Annotated in this window: 17 protein-coding genes, 2 tRNA genes and 1 pseudogene; 14 read left to right on the top strand and 6 right to left on the bottom strand. The window is 46.8% G+C overall.

Annotated elements, in window-relative coordinates:
• Positions 1-210: 210 nt before the first annotated feature.
• The 4 genes from RCO84_RS02760 to RCO84_RS02745 all read left to right on the top strand — a co-directional run bounded on the left by RCO84_RS02760 (position 211) and on the right by RCO84_RS02745 (position 5,991).
• Positions 211-1,209 (top strand): lysylphosphatidylglycerol synthase transmembrane domain-containing protein, encoded by a 999-nt coding sequence (locus RCO84_RS02760; RefSeq protein ID WP_317573491.1) that lies wholly within the window; start codon positions 211-213, stop codon positions 1,207-1,209.
• Between the two features lie 68 nt (positions 1,210-1,277).
• On the top strand, positions 1,278-2,741 hold the full coding sequence (locus RCO84_RS02755; RefSeq protein ID WP_287829861.1) for an aminoacyl-histidine dipeptidase: 1,464 nt from the start codon (positions 1,278-1,280) through the stop codon (positions 2,739-2,741).
• 318 nt (positions 2,742-3,059) lie between these two features.
• The gene (locus tag RCO84_RS02750) at positions 3,060-3,986 is read left to right on the top strand and encodes a magnesium transporter CorA family protein (RefSeq protein ID WP_144153452.1); all 927 of its coding nucleotides are present in this window, start codon (positions 3,060-3,062) and stop codon (positions 3,984-3,986) included.
• Between the two features lie 235 nt (positions 3,987-4,221).
• Positions 4,222-5,991, top strand: a complete 1,770-nt coding sequence (locus RCO84_RS02745; protein WP_317583795.1) for a DUF349 domain-containing protein — start codon at positions 4,222-4,224, stop codon at positions 5,989-5,991.
• Between the two features lie 118 nt (positions 5,992-6,109).
• On the opposite strand, the gene RCO84_RS02740 is transcribed toward RCO84_RS02745, so the two are convergent.
• A tRNA-Gln gene (locus RCO84_RS02740) sits at positions 6,110-6,180 on the bottom strand.
• 25 nt (positions 6,181-6,205) lie between these two features.
• Positions 6,206-6,276, bottom strand: a tRNA-Gln gene (locus RCO84_RS02735).
• Between the two features lie 212 nt (positions 6,277-6,488).
• On the opposite strand from RCO84_RS02735, the gene rsfS reads away from it, so the two are divergent.
• The 3 genes from rsfS (at position 6,489) to RCO84_RS02720 (ending at position 9,888) form a co-directional block, all read left to right on the top strand.
• Positions 6,489-6,848 carry a ribosome silencing factor gene (rsfS, locus tag RCO84_RS02730; protein ID WP_006847152.1) on the top strand — a complete coding sequence of 120 codons (360 nt, stop codon included), beginning with the start codon at positions 6,489-6,491 and terminating at the stop codon, positions 6,846-6,848.
• 71 nt (positions 6,849-6,919) lie between these two features.
• A complete protein-coding gene (gene ftsH, locus RCO84_RS02725; protein ID WP_144153456.1) occupies positions 6,920-9,010 on the top strand; it encodes an ATP-dependent zinc metalloprotease FtsH in 2,091 nt (696 codons plus the stop codon).
• A gap of 11 nt (positions 9,011-9,021) precedes the next feature.
• Positions 9,022-9,888, top strand: a complete 867-nt coding sequence (locus RCO84_RS02720; RefSeq protein WP_022121429.1) for a phosphatidate cytidylyltransferase — start codon at positions 9,022-9,024, stop codon at positions 9,886-9,888.
• A 159-nt stretch (positions 9,889-10,047) separates the two neighbouring features.
• Here the strand turns inward: RCO84_RS02720 and RCO84_RS02715 are convergent, their stop codons facing one another.
• The 3 genes and pseudogenes from RCO84_RS02715 to surE all read right to left on the bottom strand — a co-directional run bounded on the left by RCO84_RS02715 (position 10,048) and on the right by surE (position 12,816).
• On the bottom strand, positions 10,048-10,518 hold the full coding sequence (locus RCO84_RS02715) for a glycoside hydrolase family 5 protein (RefSeq protein ID WP_264900847.1): 471 nt from the start codon (positions 10,516-10,518) through the stop codon (positions 10,048-10,050).
• A gap of 388 nt (positions 10,519-10,906) precedes the next feature.
• Positions 10,907-12,049 (bottom strand): annotated as a pseudogene (gene lpxB / locus RCO84_RS02710) (lipid-A-disaccharide synthase); the annotation flags it as partial.
• Between the two features lie 2 nt (positions 12,050-12,051).
• A complete protein-coding gene (surE, locus tag RCO84_RS02705; protein WP_317583793.1) occupies positions 12,052-12,816 on the bottom strand; it encodes a 5'/3'-nucleotidase SurE in 765 nt (254 codons plus the stop codon).
• 100 nt (positions 12,817-12,916) lie between these two features.
• Between surE and RCO84_RS02700 the strand changes: the two genes are divergently transcribed.
• The 6 genes from RCO84_RS02700 (at position 12,917) to RCO84_RS02675 (ending at position 20,311) form a co-directional block, all read left to right on the top strand.
• A complete protein-coding gene (locus RCO84_RS02700; protein ID WP_117586026.1) occupies positions 12,917-13,681 on the top strand; it encodes a ParA family protein in 765 nt (254 codons plus the stop codon).
• A 56-nt stretch (positions 13,682-13,737) separates the two neighbouring features.
• Positions 13,738-14,649, top strand: a complete 912-nt coding sequence (locus RCO84_RS02695; protein WP_022121424.1) for a ParB/RepB/Spo0J family partition protein — start codon at positions 13,738-13,740, stop codon at positions 14,647-14,649.
• A 56-nt stretch (positions 14,650-14,705) separates the two neighbouring features.
• Positions 14,706-15,392 (top strand): DUF5683 domain-containing protein, encoded by a 687-nt coding sequence (locus RCO84_RS02690; protein ID WP_144153840.1) that lies wholly within the window; start codon positions 14,706-14,708, stop codon positions 15,390-15,392.
• A gap of 84 nt (positions 15,393-15,476) precedes the next feature.
• Positions 15,477-16,835, top strand: a complete 1,359-nt coding sequence (locus RCO84_RS02685) for a lytic transglycosylase domain-containing protein (protein WP_317583792.1) — start codon at positions 15,477-15,479, stop codon at positions 16,833-16,835.
• A 65-nt stretch (positions 16,836-16,900) separates the two neighbouring features.
• The gene (locus tag RCO84_RS02680; protein WP_317583790.1) at positions 16,901-19,186 is read left to right on the top strand and encodes a RelA/SpoT family protein; all 2,286 of its coding nucleotides are present in this window, start codon (positions 16,901-16,903) and stop codon (positions 19,184-19,186) included.
• Positions 19,187-19,321: 135 nt separating this feature from the next.
• Positions 19,322-20,311 (top strand): pectinesterase family protein, encoded by a 990-nt coding sequence (locus RCO84_RS02675; RefSeq protein ID WP_117691726.1) that lies wholly within the window; start codon positions 19,322-19,324, stop codon positions 20,309-20,311.
• Positions 20,312-20,339: 28 nt separating this feature from the next.
• On the opposite strand, the gene RCO84_RS02670 is transcribed toward RCO84_RS02675, so the two are convergent.
• Positions 20,340-20,687 carry a MerR family transcriptional regulator gene (locus RCO84_RS02670; protein ID WP_022121419.1) on the bottom strand — a complete coding sequence of 116 codons (348 nt, stop codon included), beginning with the start codon at positions 20,685-20,687 and terminating at the stop codon, positions 20,340-20,342.
• A gap of 177 nt (positions 20,688-20,864) precedes the next feature.
• Between RCO84_RS02670 and alaS the strand changes: the two genes are divergently transcribed.
• Positions 20,865-23,528 (top strand): alanine--tRNA ligase, encoded by a 2,664-nt coding sequence (alaS, locus tag RCO84_RS02665; RefSeq protein WP_287837233.1) that lies wholly within the window; start codon positions 20,865-20,867, stop codon positions 23,526-23,528.
• Positions 23,529-23,579 lie beyond the last annotated feature (51 nt).

Below are 23,579 nucleotides of genomic sequence, written 5' to 3'. Positions count from 1 at the left end.
ATATTTTGCAAAAATACGATTATTTTTTGAGAATCCACACGAAGTATGCGATTTTTTTTATCTTTTTGGGTAAAAAAGGGAAAGAGCCACTTGTTTCTTAAAAAAAAGCCTATACTTTTAGCCATAAATGGCGCCCAAGCGTTTATTTATGCTAAAAATATGCAGATTCGAACGATATTGTCAATAAAAGTATTATCTTTGCATCTAATTATGGATATAAAGAAGATAGCAAACAACATTTGGAAGGTGGCTTTGTCGCTCATTCTGGGTGGCGCCATCCTTTATTGGATGTATCGCGGATTCGACTTCAAGCAAGTAGAAGATGTTCTGCTTCACAAGATGAGTTGGACCTGGATGCTGCTGTCGTTCCCCTTTGGCATCTCTGCCCAAGTGTTCAGAGGATGGAGATGGAAACAGTCGCTGGAACCATTAGGCGAGAAGGCACGCTCCAGTATCAGCACCTACTCCATCTTCCTGTCCTATGCTCTGAGTCTTGTAATTCCTCGTGCGGGCGAGTTTGCCAGATGCGGCGTATTGAAGAAATGGGATGATGTTTCGTTTCCGAAAGCCTTGGGTACCGTCGTTACAGAAAGAGCCATCGATTCACTCCTCGTGCTGCTGATTACGGTGCTGGTCTTTGTGATGCAGATTCCGGTATTTCTCAATTTCTTTGAGAAAACAGGTACGAGCATGGACAGTTTACTCTGCCAGTTTACAGCCACTGGTTACATTGTGACCGCTATCTGTGGCATAGCAGTACTCATCCTGGCTCACTATCTGCTCAAGCGACTCGCTATATATAATAAGGTGAAAGCAACACTGGGAGGACTCTGGCAAGGTATCATCTCGCTGAAAGGTGTCAGAAATGTACCACTCTACATCGCCCTTACACTGGGCATCTGGTTGAGCTATTTCTTCCACTACTATCTCACCTTCCAATGCTTCGAAGCAACCTCCCATCTCAATCTGATGTGCGGTCTGGTAACATTCATCGTGGGCAGCATAGCGGTCATTGTACCAACTCCTAACGGAGCCGGACCTTGGCATTTTGCCGTCAAGACAATGCTCATACTCTATGGCATTCAGGCAAACGATGCCCTCTTCTTCGTTCTCATCGTACACTCCGTGCAAACCCTGCTTGTAGTCCTTTTGGGAATCTATGCCTGGATAGCACTGGCGTTTACCGGAAAAGTGAAGAGTGAGGAGTGAAGAATCCTCTTGCTTTAGGGCGTATGCCCAACTTAACATTGAACATTTAACATTAAAATAAAAATATTATGGCTGACATTAAGAATTTGAACCCAGTTGAAATCTGGCGCAACTTTGACAAGTTAACACAAGTTCCACGTCCATCAGGACATTTGGAAAAGATTCAGGCTTATTTGCTCGATTGGGCAAAAGAAGCAGGTGTAGAGGCTTTCCAAGACCCAGCAGGCAACATCGTGATGCGCAAACCTGCAACTCCAGGTATGGAGAACCGCAAAGGCGTTATTATGCAGGCGCACATGGACATGGTTCCTCAGAAAGCACCAGACAGCAAGCATAATTTCGAAACAGACCCTATCGAAACCATCATCGATGGCGACTGGGTACGTGCTAATCATACAACACTCGGTAGCGACGACGGACTTGGCGTAGCTACAATCATGGCTGTAATGGAATCAAAAGATTTGCAGCATGGTCCTATCGAGGGCTTGATTACCGCCGACGAAGAGACAGGCATGTATGGTGCCAACGATCTCCCAACAGGCGAACTGAACGGCGACATTCTCTTGAACTTCGATACCGAGGTTTGGGGCGAGTTCGTTATCGGTAGCGCTGGCGGTATCGACATCACAGCAACTCTCGATTATAAAGAGGTAGAAACCGACAAGGAAGATGCTGCCGTTAAGGTAACCCTCAAGGGATTGAAAGGCGGTCACTCCGGTATCGAAATCAACGAAGGCAGAGCGAATGCCAACAAGTGCATGGTTCGTTTCGTGCGTGAAGCTATTTCAGAACTCGATGCCCGTCTAGCTTCATGGCAGGGCGGCAACATGCGCAATGCCATCCCATTCCAGGCTGAGGTTGTTCTGACTCTGCCTAAGGAGAACATTGAAGCTTTGAATGACCTGGTAGCAGACTGGAAGGACGAAATCTGTGATGAGTTCGAAGGCATTGAAACAACTGAGAACATCGAGTTCTTCACTGAGAATGTAGAGACTCCTAAGATGCAGGTTCCTGCCGAAATCCAGGATAATCTTGTAGATGCAATCTACGCTTGCCACGATGGCGTATTGCGTATGGCTCCATCTATGCCTGAAATCGTAGAGACCTCTTCAAACCTCGCAATCGTTGAGATTGGTGACGGCAAGGCTGCCATCAAGATTCTGGCCCGTTCCAGCCACGAATACTACAAGATGTATCTTGCCACAATGGTAGAGAGCTGTTTCAACATGGTAGGCATGAAGGTTGAATTCAGCGGCAGCTATATGGGATGGAACCCTAACCCTAAGAGCGACATTCTGGAACACGTATTGAAGGTTTACAAAGAGCAGAACGGCACAGACGGTAAGGTACAGGCTGTTCACGCAGGTCTGGAGTGCTCTATCATCCTGAGCAAGTATCCTAACCTCGATGTCGTATCATTCGGTCCTACTCTTCTTAGTCCTCACACAGCCAACGAGCGTTGCCAGATCAGTTGCGTTGCTCCTTTCTGGAACCTCGTCAAGCAGCTCCTGACAGAGATTCCTGCAAAGTAAAAAATGGGGAACGAAATTACAAAAAGATTAAAAAAGAAAGCCGAGAGTGAAAATTCTCGGCTTTTTTGTTCCAGTTTTCAAAAGAAATCATTACCTTTGCAGTCGATTTCGCAAGTCTTGTAAAATCTCTGTAGCAGATCATACAAATTCACTTGCATAAGTTTCATTAAAATAACACCAAAATGGACGATTATCACGCGGAGAACAATAATGAATTGTAAGGCGTGGAGATTCAGCAACGGCAAAGCCTTTCAGTAGGCCATACCCAAGCGCTAGTCTCCATACCCCAAACTTTTATTATGTGGAGATTAGCAAACTATGAAGACTTATTGGAATATAGACAAGAATCTGACTGTACTCAATGAGTGGCAGCCAAACTGCTGGATACAAGTAACATGTCCAACTGATGAAGACCAGCGCTTGCTGGAAGAAGAATTCAAGATCCCTGATTATTTCCTCTCGGATATCAGTGATACTGATGAGCGTGCCCGCTATGAATATGACGATGGCTGGATGCTCATCATCCTCCGTATCCCTTATGTCAAGGAAATACGCAGCCGTACCCCATACACCACCGTGCCTCTGGGTATCATCCATAAGCGCGATGTTACCATCACCGTATGCTATTATGAAACCAATATGATGATTGATTTCGTAAGCTACCAGCAGAAGCGCAGCGAGGGGTTCACCGACTATGTAGACATGATCTTCCGTCTCTTCCTTTCATCAGCGGTTTGGTATCTGAAGCGATTGAAACAGATCAATTCGCTCATAGAAAAGGCCAAACGAAACCTCGATCATGGTGTGAACAATGAGAGCCTGATTGGCCTGAGCCGCCTGCAGGACTCCCTTACCTACTTCATCACCTCTATCCGAGGCAACGAGAATCTCCTGTCTAAGTTGAAGTTCAAGCTGCAGGTGGACGAACTTGATGCCGACCTCATCGAAGACGTAAACATCGAGATGACACAGGCACGCGAAACCACAAGCATCTACTCAGACATTCTGGAATCGACGATGGATACCTATTCGAGCATCATCAACAACAACATGAATACCACGATGCGTACCTTGACCAGTATCAGTATCGTCATGATGTTGCCTACGCTGATTTCCTCTTTGTTCGGTATGAACTTAATCAACGGTATGGAAGACAGCCATTACGGATTTGCCATTGCCCTGGTTATCTCCGTGCTCGTTTCTGCACTTTCATGGGGCTTCCTCAGATACAAGCGCCTGCTCTAAGCATATACCACTCTGATATGCATTAAGTAGCCCGAAAGAGCACATAAAACGATGATTAGCAAGAAAAAGACAATTATAAATACAAAAAAAATTAAAAAATCGAATATCATGGCATGATATTCGATTTTTTTTTTTAAGTTTGCAACTTATTAATAATATAATTTTGTATGGGGTCGAATTGCGGATAAGCGACTACCGGCCCAAGAAACTCAAATCATAAACTAAACAAAGTGACATGATGGACTCTCAAGAAAAAGCTCTGTTGCAGCAGAGCACCCTGGAAGAACCTGCCAAGAAGGCTTATGCTACCAAGCAGGAAGTGCTCGAAAGAGTAAAGGAAATCGCTCATAGCAGCGAAAATCCAAACAAGGAGGAACTCGACCTACTCAAGACTACTTTCTACAAGATTCATCTCGCAGAAAGAGACGCACAGATGAAAGAGTATCTCGCAAAAGGCGGTGACCCAGAGAAGTATATCCTTCTACCGGATGACACCGAAGAAGCCTTCAAGGCTGAGATGCAACTCATCAAGGAGAAAAGAGCCAAGATCTTCCTGGCACAAGAAGAAGAAAAACAAGATAATCTCCGCAAAAAAGAGGAAATTATCGAAAAGATAAAGGCCATGACCACCTCACCGGAGGAGGCCAACAAATCATATCAGGACTTCAAGACCTTGCAGCAGGAATGGAAGGAAATCAAGAACATCCCTGCAGACAAGGCAAACGAAGTATGGAAGAACTACCAGCTCTATGTAGAGCAGTTCTACGACATGCTCAAGTTGAACAGCGAAGCCCGCGAATATGATTTCAAGAAGAATCTTGAAGCCAAGACCAAACTCTGCGAGGCTGCAGAGAAACTCAATGAGGAAGAGGATGTTATTTCTGCCTTCCACCAGCTTCAGGACCTCCACCAGCAATATCGTGAGATTGGTCCTGTTGCCAAGGAGTTGAGAGAACAGATTTGGGAGCGTTTCAAGGCTGCCAGCACTGTTATCAACAAAAAGCACCAGCAGCACTTCGAAGACCTGCGTGCCAAGGAAGAGGAAAACCTCGCCAAGAAAACTGCCCTCTGCGAAAAGGTAGAGGCTGCCAACCAAGGAGAATACAAGACTGCCAAGGACTGGGAGAAGGTTACCCAGGAAATCATAGAGATTCAGAAAGAGTGGCGCACTATCGGTTTTGCCCCTCAGAAAATGAACGTCAAGATTTTCGAGCGTTTCCGCATCGCCAACGATGAATTCTTCAACAAGAAGGCTGAATTCTTCAAAGGACTGAAAGATACCTACTCTACCAATCTCGAAAAGAAACAGCAACTCGTAAACAAGGCAAAGGAACTGGCTGACAGTACAGACTGGAAGAAAACTGGCGACAAACTCATCGCTCTCCAAAAAGAATGGAAGAAGGTGGGTACCGTACCTCATAAACAAGGCGAATTGCTCTGGAAGGAATTTCTGGATACCTGCAACAAGTTCTTCGAAGCCCGCAACAAGCAGAATGCCGGTTCACGCAGCGAGGAACATGCCAATCTGGACAAGAAGCGCAACATTATTGCCCAGCTCAAGGAACTTATAGTTGCAGAGATTACCGACAACGATTTCCAGAAGAAACTCAAGGATCTTGCCAAGCAATACAGTGCTATCGGACACGTTCCTTTCAAAGAGAAAGACAAGGTCTACAAAGAGTATCATGAGACTATCGATACTGCCTATGAGAAACTTCACGCCACCAATGCCAAGCGCCACTTTGACAACTTCAAGAACAACTTGAAGAATGTTGCCAAGGAAGGCGTCAATGCACTCGGCAATGAGCGTGGCAAACTCTTGCGCCGCTACGACCAGTTGCGCAATGAAATCACTACTTACGAGAACAACCTTGGTTTCTTCAACACAGCCAGCAAAAAGGGCAATAGTCTGGTAGAAGAAATGAACCGTAAGATTGAGAAACTCAAGGCTGACCTCGAAATGGTAAAGCAGAAAATCAAGGCTATTGATGCCGAGAAGAAATAAATACAATAACCCCCAGGGCGAAAGCTCTGGGGGTTATTGTTATGAATACTCCATAAAACAGAATTCCTATAAACAAAAAAAACACCTTTCATTACTGAAAGATGCCTTACCATATGAGTTGGGATACCCGGACTCGAACCAGGAATGACAGGACCAGAATCTGTAGTGTTACCATTACACCATATCCCAAACTTAAAATAGAACTTTTTGATTGTTGGGATACCCGGACTCGAACCAGGAATGACAGGACCAGAATCTGTAGTGTTACCATTACACCATATCCCAATATCAGCAAACGAGATGTTCATTTCTCAATTGCGAGTGCAAAGGTACTAGTTTTTTTTGAACCTGCAAAATTTTTCGGCACTTTTTTCTAAAAAAAGCGCAATTTCTTTAATTTTCCACATTTTTTTTGCCTTTTAAGTCGATTTTCCATTATAATAATGTATCTTTGCAGAAAAATAGAGAATATAAATTAAGTAAGAAAGAAAAGATAAATGAACACAGTTAAACAACTCGTAGAGACTATTAAAGAAGGTATACAAGAAAAGAAAGGTCAAGACATTGTTATCGCCGACCTGACAGAAATCGATGGAAGCATTGCCAAGTACTTCATCATCTGCCAGGGAGGAAGCCCTACTCAGGTTGAAGCTATCGCAGGTTCTGTGGGAGACATCGTGCGCAAGAACCTGAAAGAAAAACCTGTAAATGTAGCAGGTCTCGGCAACGACCAGTGGGTGGCAATGGACTTTGTTGACGTATTAGTACACATCTTCCTTCCGGAAGTACGTGCTTATTACGACCTCGAACATTTATGGGAGGATGCAAAGCTCACCCATATACCTGATCTCGACTAGTCAGTCTCTCCCATCCCACATGATGGAACAGACATTGTTTTTCGACTAAAAGTTATACATATAAAATAAATATGGAACAAAGCAATAATATGAAGCCTCGTGGCAATGGCGGACCAAAGATGCCACGATTTAATATGACCTGGCTTTTCACCATCTGCCTCATCACCATGATCATCCTCTTCTTTACAGGAGGAGGCGATGCGATTGGAGGCAGCGCTGCCAAGGAAGCCACATACACCCAGTTCAAACAGTATGTAGACAAGGGTTATGTGCTCAGTGTTGTGGCCAATAAAACAGAAAGCACCCTCAAAATATACATCAACCCGAAATATACGCGCGATGTATACAATATGCCGGCAAAGTCTGTTGGTCCTAACCCATACGTAAAAGTACAGTTCGGCTCAGTTGACGAAGTGGAACGCTATGCCAACCAGATGTTGAAGGAAAAGAAGATACGCTCCTTCAGCTACGACAACCAGAAGGATAACGACTTTTTAAGCACGCTCTTCAATCTGGCACCTCTGCTCTTCTTCGTATTCTTCATCCTTTGGATGTCTGGAAGATTCAGCGGCGGTATGGGCAGCGGCGGTATGGGCGGCGGCATCTTCAGCGTGGGCAAAAGCAAAGCTAAGATGTACGAAAAGGGAAATGCCATCGGCATCACCTTTAAGGATGTGGCCGGACAGGAAGGTGCCAAGCAGGAAGTGAAGGAAATTGTAGACTTCCTGAAAAACCCACAAAAATATACCGACTTGGGTGGTAAGATTCCAAAGGGAGCCCTTCTCGTAGGCCCTCCGGGAACTGGTAAGACCCTCTTGGCTAAGGCTGTTGCCGGCGAGGCTGGCGTACCTTTCTTCTCCATGAGCGGTTCCGACTTCGTTGAAATGTTCGTAGGTGTAGGTGCCTCACGTGTACGCGACCTGTTCCGCCAGGCTAAAGAGAAATCACCTTGTATCATCTTTATCGATGAGATTGATGCTGTAGGCCGTGCCCGCAGCAAGAACCCAGCCATGGGTGGTAATGATGAGCGCGAGAACACCTTGAACGCTCTCCTTACAGAGATGGATGGTTTCGGCACCAACAGTGGTGTCATCATCCTTGCAGCTACCAACCGTGTAGACATGCTCGACAGCGCCTTGCTCCGTGCCGGACGTTTCGACCGCGAAATTCACGTAGATCTCCCTGGTTTGAACGAACGTAAGGCTATCTTCCTGGTTCATCTCAAACCTATCAAGATAGACGAAACAGTAGATGTTGATCTACTGGCCCGCCAGACACCAGGGTTTTCGGGTGCAGATATTGCCAACGTTTGTAACGAGGCAGCCCTCATTGCTGCACGCCACGACAAGAAAGCTGTGTGTAAACAGGATTTCCTCGATGCAGTAGACCGTATTGTAGGCGGTCTGGAGAAGAAGACTAAGGTGATGACTGCCGACGAGAAGCGTAGCATCGCTCTCCACGAAGCAGGCCACGCAACCATCTCATGGTTCTGCCAGTATGCCAACCCTCTCATCAAGGTTACCATCGTACCTCGTGGTCAGGCTCTCGGTGCTGCATGGTATCTGCCAGAAGAGCGCCAGATAACCACCAAGGAACAGATGCTCGACGAGATGTGTTCATTAATGGGTGGACGTGCCGCAGAAGAACTCTTCACCGGTCATATTTCGTCAGGAGCCATGAACGACCTGGAGCGCGCCACAAAGAGTGCTTATGGTATGGTAGCTTATCTCGGTATGAGCAAGACGTTGCCAAACATCTGCTTTTACAACCAGAACGAATATTCATTCCAGCGTCCGTACTCTGAGTCTACAGCCCGCGAGATAGACCAGGAAGTTCTGAAGATTGTCAACGAGCAGTATACCCGTGCCAAGAACATCCTGATGGAGCACAAGGAAGGCCACAATGCCTTAGCAGAACTTCTGATCAAGAAAGAGGTGATTATGGCAGAAGACGTAGAACATATCTTTGGCAAGCGTCCTTGGTTGAGCCGTTCGCAGGAAATCATGGAAGACGAACAGCCTAAGATAGACGATGACGCCGTAAAGGAACTTCCTGAAGTTCAGGCTGCCATCAAGGAGCATGAAGAGAACCAAAAGAAGAATAATGATTCTGATGAGACTTCCAAGAAGGATGAAGGTTCGGAAGAAAACAAGAACGAATAAAACAAACCGATATGACTGACAAACAGAAGAATCTAGTGATAAGATCCATCACAGGCGTATTTTTCGTGGTGTGCATGGTATCTTGCTTTCTCAATCCCAGGGCAATGGTTATCCTGTTCGCCCTCATTACCGGATTGAGTATCTGGGAGTATTGCGGATTAGTTAACCAGAAGGAGAATGTTACGGTAAACCGTTTCATCAGCACCGTAGCGGGTGTTTACTTCTTCCTTGCCGTGGCTGGCTTCCGCATGGGCATTGTGGGCAATTTCGTGGTTTTCGTACCTTATCTGCTCACCATCCTCTATCTCTTCATCAGCGAACTGTATACAGGCAACAAGGATGCCATCAACGATTGGGCTTACACTATGCTCTCTCAGTTGTACATCGCCTTGCCTTTCTCGATGATCAATGTATTGAGTTTCGAGACATCAGCTTTCGATGGCCAGATACATTACGACATGCTGTTGCCTTTGAGCATTTTCATTTTCCTCTGGACTAATGATACCGGTGCCTATTGCAGCGGTTCGCTTTTCGGCAAGCATAAGCTCTTTCCTCGCATCAGTCCAGCCAAGAGTTGGGAAGGCAGCATAGGCGGAGGCATATTCGTACTGATAGCAGCAGGCATTATCGGCTATATTGCCAATGATGGGGAAGCCCACCGTCTCAGCATTCTCGGTTGGGAAGGTTTAGGTCTGGTTGTGGTATTCTTCGGCACATGGGGCGATCTGGTAGAAAGCCTCTTCAAGCGTACCCTCGGAGTAAAGGATAGCGGCAACATCCTGCCAGGACATGGAGGCATGCTCGACCGCTTCGACTCTTCGCTCATGGCGATACCGGCAGCAGTAATCTACCTATACACCATCCAGTTGTTTGGATAATACATCTTTTATGAGATAAAGGCCAAACCTACAGTTTGGCCAAGCACAAAGAAAGGCAGGGATTCCTCAAAGAACCCCTGCCTTTCTTTTTTTCATATCACCATAAAAAACACAAGTAGCTTCGTTGGCTCACGAAAGTACTTGCGATAAACTATGCTGTTATCTATTATATTTCTTCAGTGCCTGCTTCACCATCTTGCCCCATGGCTTGATGAGATCATCTGTCCAGGTGCCGGTAGCATTGGCACGTGGCAAAAGCATGGAACAGGTTTCATCCTTATCTGAAACCGACCAGTTTACCCAACTCACCTTGTTTTTCTCCATTACATCGAGCCATTTCTGATACTCATCAGGAGCCAGAGGACCATTACCCGAAGCCTCCATACCAACACATTCTGATACAAAGACCGGCAAACCGCTCTTCACGGCAGCCTCCAGTTTATCACGCAGATAATCTTTATGGGTGGCTGCATAGAAATGAAGGGTATACATCACATTCTCCACACCATCGATAGGGCTCTTTGCCACGATATCAATATCCTGGTCCCAATGCGGACAACCCATCAGGATGATATTATCCGGATCATACTTTCTGATTTCCGTGATGATGGTTTTAGCGTATACCTTCAAATCTGCCTTAGTCAGCAGTTCTGCAGCGGATTGATATCCGCACAGAACTGAAAGAGATTGCTTTTTATTAAAACATTTCACCTTTTTCCTGTTCTTCCTCAAAGCGTTCACCCTTCTGGGCTTCCTGCGCCTCATACTGTGCCTGGGCTGCACGCTGCTGAGCCTCACGTGCCTTAGCCTCAGCCGCCAGTCGGGCTTTTTCTGCTCTTATTCTTGCCAGTTCAGCCTCTTCTTCTGCCCGTTTCTGCGCCGCCAAAGCTTCCTCTTCGGCACGTTTCTTAGCAACCTCGGCTTCAGCTATCGCCTTCTGTCGCGCACGTTCTGCAGCCTCAGCTGCAGCTTTGGCTTCAGCTTCAGCACGCTCACGAGCCATACGGAGAAGCATTTCCCTACGCTTAACCAGAAGACCAAACATGATGCCCGCAGCCTCATCCGGCGCAACCTTATCGCCTAACTGAGTTCGAACTTCCTGATATTCTGCCAACATCTTATCCCTGCCAGGTTCTCCCGGAAGAATCTGATAAAGTTCGTTGGCAATACCATCAACCGTAAAGCGGTCGGCAAGCATCTCCGGCACAATCTCCTTATTGGCGATAAGATTCACCAGCGAGATGAACTTCACCTTGATGATATGCTTGAAACCGAAACGGATGAGATGAGGTACAGGCGTTTCATAACATACCACCTGAGGCACATCGAAAAGAGCCGTCTCTAAAGTTGCAGTACCACTGGTAACAAGAGCTGCTGTAGCATGCGACAAGAGCGGATAAGTCTTGTTACGCACCAGTTTGACAGGTGTACCTTTGATAAACTTCTCATAGTAAGCATCGTCTATCGAAGGAGCACCGGCAAGCACCATCTGATAATCTTCAAAACGCTCAGCCACCTCAATCATCGCCGGCAGATTATCTTTGATTTCCTGCAGACGGCTTCCTGCCAGCAAAGCGACAACAGGACGATAGGTGTCAAGATTATTCTCCTGACAGAATTCCGTAAAACTCTGATGATATCCCGACCTGAACTCCCCTACTTCCTGAGCCGTAGGATTACCTACATAGTGAATAGGATAACGGTGCTTCTTTTCGAAGAACGGCACCTCGAATGGCAAGATTGAGAAGAGTTCAGCGATATCACGTTTAATGCTGCGGATCCGCCACTCCTTCCATGCCCATATCTTAGGAGAAATATAATAATAGGCAGGGATATTGGTGTTCTTTTTCAGGAACTTAGCTATCTTGAGATTAAATCCCGGATAATCTACCAGTATCACTACATCCGGCTTCCATTTCACAATATCTTCCTTGCATCTCTTCATGTTCGAAAAGATGGTACCCAAATGTAGCAGTACAGGCACAAAACCCATATAAGCCAACTCCTTAAAATGCTTGACGCGAGTGCCACCTTCAGCAGCCATCAAATCACCGCCAAAGAAACGGAATTCAGCAAACTCGTCTATTTTTTTCAACGAGCGCATCAATCTGCTGGCATGCAAATCTCCACTAGCCTCGCCTACTATCAGGTAATACTTCATAATTATAATTCAAAGTTCTTTAACCAATCATAATCCGTTACATCAATCTTAGTTGGGGTAATAGCGATGTAACCATGATTCACAGCCCATTGGTCAGTATCCGTTGCCTCCGGTTCGTCATTACGGTATTCACCCACCATCCAATAATAATCATATCCATGCGGATGAGTGCGATGATCCACCTCATTGATCCAGGAGCCATGAGTCATCCGGCAACCTTTGAAACCCTTGAACGGAGGTAAAGCCGGGAAGTTGACATTCAGACAGGTATATTCCGGCAATCCCTTCTCCAACACCATCTTAACAACCTTCAGTACCCCATCGCGCAAAGGATTGAGATCCGCATTTTCATCATAATTGCAACTGCTGAAGGCTATGCTTGGAATATGCTGCATACAGCCCTCCTTAGCTACACCCATCGTTCCCGAATAATGATTGTTCACACTCGAATTGTCACCATGATTGATACCGCCGATAATCAAATCGGGCTTGCGATCAGCAAGAAACTGATCCAACGCCAGTTTCACACAGTCAACCGGTGTGCCGCTACATGACCAAACCTCCACATCATTCCCCATATTGTGGCGACGCTTCAGGCGCAAGGGAGTAGTAGCCGAGAAGGCACAGGCGAATCCCGAACGGGCACTTTCCGGTGCAACAACCAGCAGGTCACACCAGTCTTTCAGAAAGTTCACCAGGGTCTTGATTCCATTGGCATGATAGCCATCATCATTCGAAATTAATACTAACGGTTTCTTATTTTCCATAAAAATATATTTCTTTTTGGTGCAAAAGTACGAAAAAACCTTTAAAGATAGCGACTTTCTCACAATATTTTTGTATCTTTGCCGAAAATTTACTAAGAAAATGGGAAAAATCATCGCATTAGCTAACCAAAAAGGCGGTGTAGGAAAGACTACTACCACCATTAACTTGGCAGCATCGCTTGCCACGCTAGAGAAAACGGTACTCGTAGTGGACGCCGACCCACAGGCAAACGCTTCCAGTGGATTGGGCGTGGACATCAGCGAGGTAGACTGCTCGCTCTACGAATGCATCATCGACCATGCAGACGTGCGCGATGCTATCTACACCACCGACATTGATGGACTCGACATCATTCCTAGTCATATCGACCTGGTAGGTGCCGAGATAGAGATGTTGAATCTCAAAAATCGCGAAAAGGTGATTAAGACATTGCTGCAGCCTATCCGTGACGAATACGACTACATCCTGATAGACTGTTCGCCTTCGCTCGGCCTCATCACCGTCAATTCGTTGACAGCAGCCGACAGTGTCATCATCCCAGTTCAATGTGAATATTTCGCTCTTGAAGGTATCAGCAAATTGCTCAATACCATCAAGATCATCAAGAGCAAGCTGAATCCGAAACTCGAGATAGAAGGTTTCCTGCTCACCATGTATGATAGTCGTCTACGCCTTGCCAACCAGATATACGACGAGGTGAAACGCCACTTCCAGGAATTGGTGTTCAAGACCGTAATCCAGCGCAACGTGAAGCTGAGCGAGAGTCCGAGCCATGGTCTTCCAGTTATCCTTTACGATGCAGAAAGCAATGGAGCCAAGAACCATCTGGCCTTGGCAAAGGAGATTATCAACAAGAATAGTTAAGATTTGGAAATTGAGCCCTTTCAGAAAGTTCAATGTTCAAAATTAAAAGTAAAAAAATGGCAGTACACAAGAAATACAACAACGGTACAAAGAGCAACGCTTTAGGACGCGGACTCGATGCCCTCATCTCTACCGAGGGAGTGCGCACCCAGGGCAGCAGTACCATCAATGAAATTCCTCTCGACCAGATTGAGGCGAATCCCAATCAGCCACGCCGGGAGTTTGACGACGAAGCCTTACATGAGCTCGCCGAAAGCATCAAGGCCATAGGCATCATCCAGCCTATCACCTTAAGACAGGTTTCTGAAAACAGATTCCAGATTATCGCCGGTGAACGCCGCTGGCGCGCTTCACAACTTGCGGGGCTGACAGCTATCCCTGCATACATCCGCACCATCAGCGATGAGAACGTAATGGAAATGGCGCTCGTAGAGAATATCCAGCGCCAAGACCTCAACGCCATAGAAATAGCACTCGCCTACGAACACCTTCTGGAAAACGAGGGTATGACACAGGAGAAAATTTCAGAACGTGTGGGCAAGAGCCGTGCAGCTATCGCCAACTATCTGCGACTGCTCAAACTTCCTGCCCAGGTGCAGATGGCACTACAGAAGAAAGAAATCGACATGGGGCATTGCCGTGCCCTACTGGCCCTCGACTCACCTTCGCTGCAAATCAAGTTGTTCAAGGAGATACAGAAGAACGGCTACTCAGTAAGAAAGGTTGAAGAGATGGTACAGCGACTCAAGAGCGGAGAAGACATCGAGAGCGGTAAGAAAACCATCACGGCTAAGGCTCAGATGCCTGAGGAATTTACACAACTCAAAAACCGCCTGTCACAGTTTCTCAATACCAAAGTGCAGTTCACCTGCTCTGCTAAGGGCAAGGGAAAAATCAGCATTCCATTCGCCAACGAAGAGGAGCTGGAGCACATCATGAATGTTTTCGATCAGTTAAAGCAAGAATAAAAGTGAAACTCTGTATATCACAAATCTGTTTGGCAACCCTGCTGCTTCTGGCACCGATGGGCGCACAGGCACAGAAGTCGAAACAAAAAAAACAAGTGACCAATGTGCCAACCATTGCATCAGCCGACTCGGCAAAAATAGCCATAGACTCGATGCTTAGCGCACAAGACAGCAGCAAACTGGCAAGCCTCACCCAACCAGCAAAGCCTGTACGCAAAAAGCGCAACTGGGCAACTTGGCGACCTGATACCAAGCGTGCCATGTGGTTGGCACTTGTATTACCTGGTGCCGGACAGATATACAATCGCAAATATTGGAAACTGCCCTTCATCTATGGCGGTTTCGTAGGCTGTACATACGCCATCACCTGGAACAACCAGATGTATCACGACTATTCGCAAGCCTACATGGATATTATGGACGATGACCCCAACACCCAGAGCTACAATCAGTTTCTGCACTTGGGTGCCCAGATCAACGAATCGAACATAGAACGCTATAAGGAAATTTTCCGCAAGCGAAAAGATAAATATCGCCGTTGGAGAGACTTGGGAACCTTCGTCATGATAGGCATCTATGCCTTCTCAGTGATTGATGCCTACGTAGATGCATCGCTCTCGGAATTTGACATCTCCGATGATCTCTCGCTCAGAATAGAGCCTACCATGCTGAATAACGGTAACAAGACTGCTAATCCGCTGCGGTCTGGAAGCCTCGGCGTAAGCTGCTCACTCACATTTTAATGCGTGAGGAGTCAGAATACACCTATTTATATATATTATAACGCAAAATAGAAATTAGAAACATAGACGAGATAAAACATCAATATGAAGAAAATACTAGTCATGGCAGCAGCGATGCTGTTCAGCTTACAAGGCATTCATGCCCAAACCGACGTTACAGAAGAAACAGATAGCGATGATATCATCACCGTTACCGACAAAGACGGAAAGCAGGAGGAAATCGAAGTACCAGAGGGACTGGAAGATAACCTCGACAGCCTACTCCACCTTTACAATGCACAGACTTACATGATGGCAGATACAACCTGCAAATACCGCGATGTAAACCCTGTCTTCGAAAAGGAAGTGTATATCGACCGCCTGAAGAGAATGCCTACCATCATAGAAATGCCATACAATGAGGTAGTCCAGAAATTCATAGACCGATACAGCGGCAAACTACGCCGTTCGGTAAGTTTTATGTTGGGAGCAAGTAACTTCTACATGCCTATTTTCGAAGAGGCATTAGAGGCTTACAACCTGCCACTGGAGCTGAAATATCTGCCAGTTATTGAATCGGCACTCAACCCTAAAGCAGTATCACGCGTTGGTGCCACAGGTTTATGGCAGTTTATGCTGCCTACCGGCAAACGATATGGACTGGAAGTAAACTCACTCGTCGATGAACGCCGCGACCCGGTAAAAGCATCCTATGCAGCCGCCCACTATCTGAGCGACCTGTACAAGATATTCGACGATTGGAGCCTCGTGATTGCAGCTTACAACTGCGGTCCAACCAATGTCAACAAGGCCATTCATCGTGCAAAAGGCAACGCCGACTACTGGAACATCTATCCATATCTGCCAAAGGAAACACGTGGATATGTACCAGCTTTCATCGCTGCCAACTACATCATGAACTACTACTGCGATCATAACATCTGCCCTATGGTAAGCGAACTGCCAGTAAAGACAGACACTATCGTAGTATCAAAAGATATCCACCTGGAGCAGATTTCCAAAGTGCTGAACATCAACATCGAGCACCTGCGCAATCTGAATCCACAGTATCGTCATGATATCATCAACGGATTGAACCATCCGATGGCATTGCGTCTTCCATCTACCCTCATCGGCAGTTTCATCGACCAGCAGGACAGCATCTGTGCTTACAGAGCTGATGAACTCTTCCTGAAGCGCGCTACCGTAGATGTCAATGATACACAGCCTACCTATAGCCGCCCACGAAGCAGCTACAGTCGCCACAGCGCTTCTTCACGCAGCAAGAAGAGCAGCAAGCGAGATAGAAACAGGAAACAAGGCAACAAGAGTGTAACCATCAAGAATGGTGATACCCTTTCTGAAATAGCAGCACGCCACGGAACAACCGTTAAGAAACTGCGCAAACTGAACGGCATCAAGGGTAACAGTATCCGTGCCGGAAAGAAAATCAAAGTGAAATAAAAGAACTACGTACGCTGTAGTTTTTTCAGTCTAATTAAGAACATAATTTATTGGAGGGACCCACTATGGATGACCAGAACTTGAAAGACCTCGAAAGAGAGCAGGCTGACAACCAGTTGATTGGCGATGCCTTTCAACACCTGCTTGACACCTACCTGAGTTCGCGACACCGCAAGAAGGTAGATATAGTGACCAAGGCATTCAACTTCGCCCGACAGGCGCACAAAGGTGTGCGCCGCCTCTCGGGCGAACCATATATCATGCACCCTATCGCTGTGGCTCAAATAGCCTGCGAGGAGATGGGGCTCGGCTCAACGAGCATCTGTGCCGCACTGCTTCATGATGTGGTAGAAGATACCGACTACACCGTAGAAGATATCTCAAACATCTTTGGAGCTAAAGTGGCACAAATCGTTGATGGACTCACCAAGATCAGTGGTGGAATCTTCGGCGATAAGGCATCAGCACAGGCAGAAAACTTCAAAAAGCTATTGCTCACTATGAGCGATGACATCCGTGTTATCCTTATCAAGATTTGTGACCGCCTGCACAACATGCGCACGCTGGAATCGCAACCGGCCAACAAACAATACAAGATTGCGGGCGAAACCTTGTATATTTATGCACCTCTCGCCAACCGATTGGGCTTGAACAAAATCAAGACCGAACTCGAAGACCTCAGCTTCCGCTACGACCATCCACAGGAGTATGCCAACATAGAGCATAAACTTGCCGATACCGAATCGCAGCGCGATACCCTCTTCGAGAGTTTTACTGCACCTATCCGCGAAGAACTCGACAAGTTAGGCGTAGAATACAAAATCAAAGCACGCGTGAAGAGCCCTTATTCTATTTGGAACAAGATGCAGAACAAGCACGTTACCTTCGATGAGATTTACGACATTCTTGCTGTGCGCATCATCTTTACGCCAAAGGTGAGAGCAAACGAAGTAAACGAATGCTTCAATATCTACGTAGCCATCAGCAAAATCTACAAGAGCCATCCTGACCGTCTGCGCGACTGGTTGAACCATCCGAAAGCAAACGGTTATCAGGCACTCCACGTTACCCTGATGAGTAAGCAGGGAAGATGGATAGAAGTGCAGATTCGTTCCGACCGTATGGACGAGGTAGCAGAAAAGGGGTTTGCTGCCCACTGGAAATACAAAGAAGGTAACGAAGGTGAATATACAGAAGATGAGAACGAACTGAACGACTGGCTCAGCACCATCAAGGAGATTCTGGACGATCCGCAGCCGGATGCCATGGACTTCCTCGATGCCATCAAGCTGAACCTCTATGCTTCAGAAATCTTCGTCTTCACACCAAAGGGAGAAATCAAGACGATGCCGGCAGGCTGTACTGCTCTCGACTTCGCCTTCCAGATTCATACTTTCCTGGGCAGCCACTGTATCGGAGCCAAGGTAAACCATAAGCTGGTTCCGCTGAGCCATAAGCTGCAAAGTGGCGACCAGGTTGAGATTCTTACTTCCAAGAGCCAGCATGTACAGGAAGAATGGGTAAACTTCGTCAGTTCGGCCAAGGCAAAGAGCAAGATTCTTGCCATCCTGCGCCGCGATTCACGAGAGGTTCAGAAGAAAGGAGAAAACATACTCACCGAATGGCTCAAGAAGAACAGCATCGAGATGAGTGCATCGGTGGTAGACCGCCTATGCGATTTTCATAATATCCAGAAGCCTGAAACCCTCTTCCAGTCATTGGGAGACCATCAGATTATCCTAGGCGATAAAGACTTCGATGAGTTGCAGGGCAATCCTAAGAAACAGCAGGCCAGCAGCTGGCGCAATTATATCCCATTCCTAGGCAAGAGCAAGGAGAAGGCTCCAGAAAAAGGCATCGTGAAACCTCAGGAACTTTTCGTGGTGGGTAAAGACTTCAACAAGAAGAAGCCACTCATCCTGACCGAGGAGAATATCAACCAGTTTATCTTCCCTAGCTGCTGCCATGCGATTCCTGGCGATGACGTCATGGGCTTTATCGACAACAAGAACCGCATTGAAATACATAAGCGCTCTTGCAGCATAGCAGCCAAACTGAAGTCCAGTTTCGGCAACCGCATCGTAGATGCCAAATGGGATATGCACAAGCAGATACTCTTCGATGCTACCATCGAAATCAAGGGTATCGACCGTAAGGGCATGCTGCTGGATGTAAGTAAGGTGATTAGTGACCAGTTAGGCATCAATATCCACAAGATAACAATCAGTAGTGATAACGGCATCTTCGACGGAACAATCGAACTCCGTGTTCACGACCGCGAAGAAGTCAAAATTATTATGAATCAACTCCGAAATATCGATGATCTGCAGGAAGTACAGAGAATCCTGTAACTTAGGAGTTTATGATAATAAAGAAAAGATAAATCATAGAGAATCGCCGGATTTAAATCTGGCGATTCTCTATGAAATCATACAGATTTCAACATCTTATAAAAACAGATTCAAAACAACAAGCTTAAAAACAATATGAAAAAATTATTCTTATCATTTTTAATGATGTTGACCCTGTTGCCTCTGGCAGCAGCCAACAAGTATGACAACCCCGACACGATTGTAGTTTCCCGTGATGGTACCGGCGAATTCCGCACCATAGACGAAGCCATCGAAGTATGTCGCGCTTTCATGGATTACAGCAAGGTAATCTACGTAAAGAAAGGCGTATACAAGGAGAAACTCATCCTCCCTTCATGGCTCACCAACATCACCATCTGTGGTGAAGACCGTGATAACACCATCATCACATGGGACGATCATGCCAACATCAAGATGCCTGTAGGTGGACTCGATTCAGAAGCAGCTGTAAAGGGTAAACCGATGGGCACATTCCGCACTTATACCCTGAAGGTACAGGGCAGTTACATCACCCTGAAAAACATCACCATCGAGAACAATGCAGCCAAACTGGGACAAGCAGTCTCCCTGCATCTTGAAGGCGATCATATCCTGGTTCAGAACTGCCGTCTGCTGGGCAATCAGGATACCGTTTATACAGGTATAGCCAACAACCGTTCAGCCTTCTATGATTGCTACATCGAAGGAACCACCGATTTCATCTTTGGTCCGGGAAGAGCATGGTTTGAGAATTGTGAGATTCGCAGCAAGGCCAACAGCTACATCACAGCTGCATCCAGTCCTGCCGGTCAGGAATATGGCTATGTATTCAACAAGTGCAAGCTTACCGCCGAGCCAGGTGTAGACAAGGTTTATCTGGGCCGTCCATGGCGCCCTTATGCAGCTACCCTCTTCATGAATTGCGAAATGGGCAGCCACATCCGTCCAGAAGGATGGCACAACTGGGGCAAGCAGAGCAACGAACAGACAGCCCGCTACAGCGAATATAACAACCACGGTGCAGGTGCTGCAACCAAGGCACGCGTAGCCTGGAGCCGTCAGCTCACCAAGAAAGAAGCTGCTAAAGTTACCATCAAGAATGTCTTCGGCGAAGAAGCGTGGTAACCCTAGCTAATCATAAAGTCCAAAGTTACTAAACCAGTCCATCGAGCTGCTTTTTGAGTTCTTTGAGCTGGTCTCTTACAGAAATAAGGGTGTCGAGAACTTCAGAAGATTTCTCGGCACCCGTTCTGTTTTGGTTCAGATACTTGCGGGCAGCCGCAATCTTCAATCCCTTCACTTTGATAAGGTTGTAGATGAGCCTTACCTGCTCAATATCCTTATCGGTATACTGACGCACTTTATTGCCAGCAACCTTCGGTTTGAGAAAAGGAAACTCCTTTTCCCAATATCTCAACGTAGAGTCGTTTAGACCAAACATTTCACCTACTTCCTTGATCGAATAGTACAATTTCGTTGTTTTATCTGGAATTATTGCCATTTTTTCCGTCTTTAATTTCAAAAATAATTAATTTAGTTGCAAAATTAAACAATTCTTCTTATCTTTGCAAAGATTTTCGGAAGAAAATGCCCTAAAGGGCAAAAATATTTTCTGAGAGGATACTCAATCCCCTCTCCAAAACAGGAAAAAGAAATTAAAGATAAATATAAAAAAGATATGATGACAGCTAATGAAGTGCGCGAATCCTTCAAGAAGTTCTTCGAAGGTAAAGGCCACAAGATTGTTCCATCAGCACCTATGGTTATCAAGGATGACCCAACGCTGATGTTTACAAACGCTGGTATGAACCAGTGGAAAGACATCATCCTCGGTACAAAAGACCCAGGCAAGGATGTTCGTCGTGTTGATACTCAGAAATGTCTCCGTGTAAGCGGTAAGCACAACGACCTCGAAGAGGTGGGTCACGATACTTACCACCACACCATGTTCGAGATGCTCGGTAACTGGAGCTTCGGCGACTACTTTAAGGAAGGCGCCATCGATATGGCATGGGAGTATCTTACTGAAGTTTTGAAGCTCAACCCTTCCGATCTCTACGTTACCGTATTCGAGGGTAGCAAAGTGGAAGGTCTGGAACGCGACAACGAGGCTGCAGGTTACTGGGCTAAGCACGTGCCAGCCGACCACATCATCAACGGTAACAAGCACGACAACTTCTGGGAGATGGGCGAAACAGGTCCTTGCGGTCCTTGCTCAGAGATTCACGTGGATTCTCGTACTCCAGAGGAGAAGGCTCAGGTGCCAGGCCGTGAGTTGGTAAACAAGGATAACCCTCAGGTCATCGAAATCTGGAACATCGTGTTCATGCAGTACAACCGCAAGGCTGACGGTTCTCTCGAACCACTCCCAATGCACGTTATCGATACAGGTATGGGCTTCGAGCGCTTGGTTCGCATGTTGCAGGACAAGCACTCTAACTATGATACTGATATCTTCCAGCCAATCATCAAGGAAATCGAGGCTATCTCTGGCAAGAAGTATGGCTTCACTACTCCTACAGGTGAGAATGGGGAGGGTAAGGATGAGCAGGAGAAAATCGACATCGCTATGCGTGTCTGCGCCGACCACCTCCGTGCCGTAGCCTTCTCTATCGCCGATGGCCAGTTGCCAAGCAACGCCAAGGCAGGTTACGTTATCCGACGCATCTTGCGCCGTGCCGTACGTTACGCTTACACATTCCTCGGTCAGAAGCAGGCATTCATGTACAAGCTCGTCAATGTATTGGTAGAGCAGATGGGTGCAGCCTTCCCAGAGTTGCCTGCTCAGCAGGAGCTCATCACCCGCGTGATGAAAGAGGAAGAGGATTCATTCCTCCGCACCTTGGAGAAGGGTATCAACCTCCTCAATGGCGATATGGACGAGCTCAAGGCTCATGGCGAGACTCAGCTTGATGGCGTGAGCGCATTCCGCCTCTTCGATACCTATGGTTTCCCTCTCGACCTGACAGAGCTTATCTGCCGTGAGAATGGTTACACCGTAGATGCTGCAGGCTTCGACGAGGAGATGAAGAAGCAGAAAGAGCGTGCCCGCAATGCTGCTGCCGTAGAGAACGGCGACTGGGAGGTTTTGAAGGAAGGCGACCAGAACTTCGTAGGTTACGACTATACAGAATATGAGTGCCACATCCTGCGCTACCGCAAGGTGACTCAGAAGAAGAACTCTTTCTATGAGTTGGTACTCGACAACACTCCATTCTACGGTGAGATGGGTGGACAGGTTGGCGACAAGGGTGTACTCGTTAGCGAGAACGAGACCATCCAGGTTATCGACACCAAGCGCGAGAACAACCAGAGCATCCACATCGTAAAGGAGTTGCCAAAGAATGTAAACGCTGATTTCATGGCTTGCGTAGATATCGAGAACCGCGAGGGAAGTGCAGCCAACCATACAGCTACCCACTTGCTCGACTACTGCCTGAAGCAGGTTTTGGGCGAGCACGTAGAGCAGAAGGGTTCTTATGTAGATAAGGACACCTTGCGTTTCGACTTCTCTCACTTCCAGAAGGTAACAGACGAGGAGCTCCGCAAGGTAGAGCGCATGGTAAACGAGATGATCCGTGCCGACTATCCATTGGATGAGCACCGCGATACTCCTATCGAGGAGGCTAAGGAGCTTGGCGCTATCGCCCTCTTCGGCGAGAAGTATGGCGACAAGGTTCGTGTGGTTCGCTTCGGTCCATCTGCTGAGTTCTGTGGTGGTATTCACGCCAAGAGCACCGGTAAGATTGGTTTCTTCAAGATCATCTCTGAGAGCAGCGTAGCAGCCGGCATCCGCCGTATCGAGGCTTTGACAGGCAAGGCTTGCGAGGAGGCTATCTACGGCTTACAGGATACCATTGTAGCCCTGAAGGGCTTGTTCAACAACGCCAAGGATCTTGAGGGTGTCATCAGAAAGTACATCGACGAGCACGATGCCTTGAAGAAGGATGTTGAGAAGTTCCAGGCTCAGGCTGTAGAGCGTGCCAAGGATAAGCTTGTAGAGAACGCAAAAGAAATCAATGGTGTGAAGGTTGTTACAGCCGTATTACCTATGGAGCCAGCAGCTGCCAAGGATTTGGTATTCAAGGTTCGCGAGGCTTTGCCAGAGAACATGATCTGCGTAGTAGGTTCTGTTTATAACGACAAGCCTATGCTCAGCGTAATGTTCAGCGATGATATGGTAAAGGATCACGGATTGAACGCAGGTAAGATGATTCGCGAAGCTGCCAAGTTGATTCAGGGTGGCGGTGGCGGTCAGCCTCACTATGCTCAGGCTGGCGGTAAGAACAAGGACGGCTTGAGCGCTGCAGTAGATAAGGTTGTAGAGTTGGCTCAACTGTAATCAGCTTCCACATTTGAATATATGATAGAGTTATCTTAACTCTTATATATA

The organism is Segatella copri, assembly GCF_949820605.1.
Taxonomy (GTDB): Bacteria; Bacteroidota; Bacteroidia; order Bacteroidales; family Bacteroidaceae; genus Prevotella.
The sequence above is the reverse complement of the archived record's forward strand: the minus strand, read 5'-3'. Positions and strand labels throughout refer to the sequence as shown.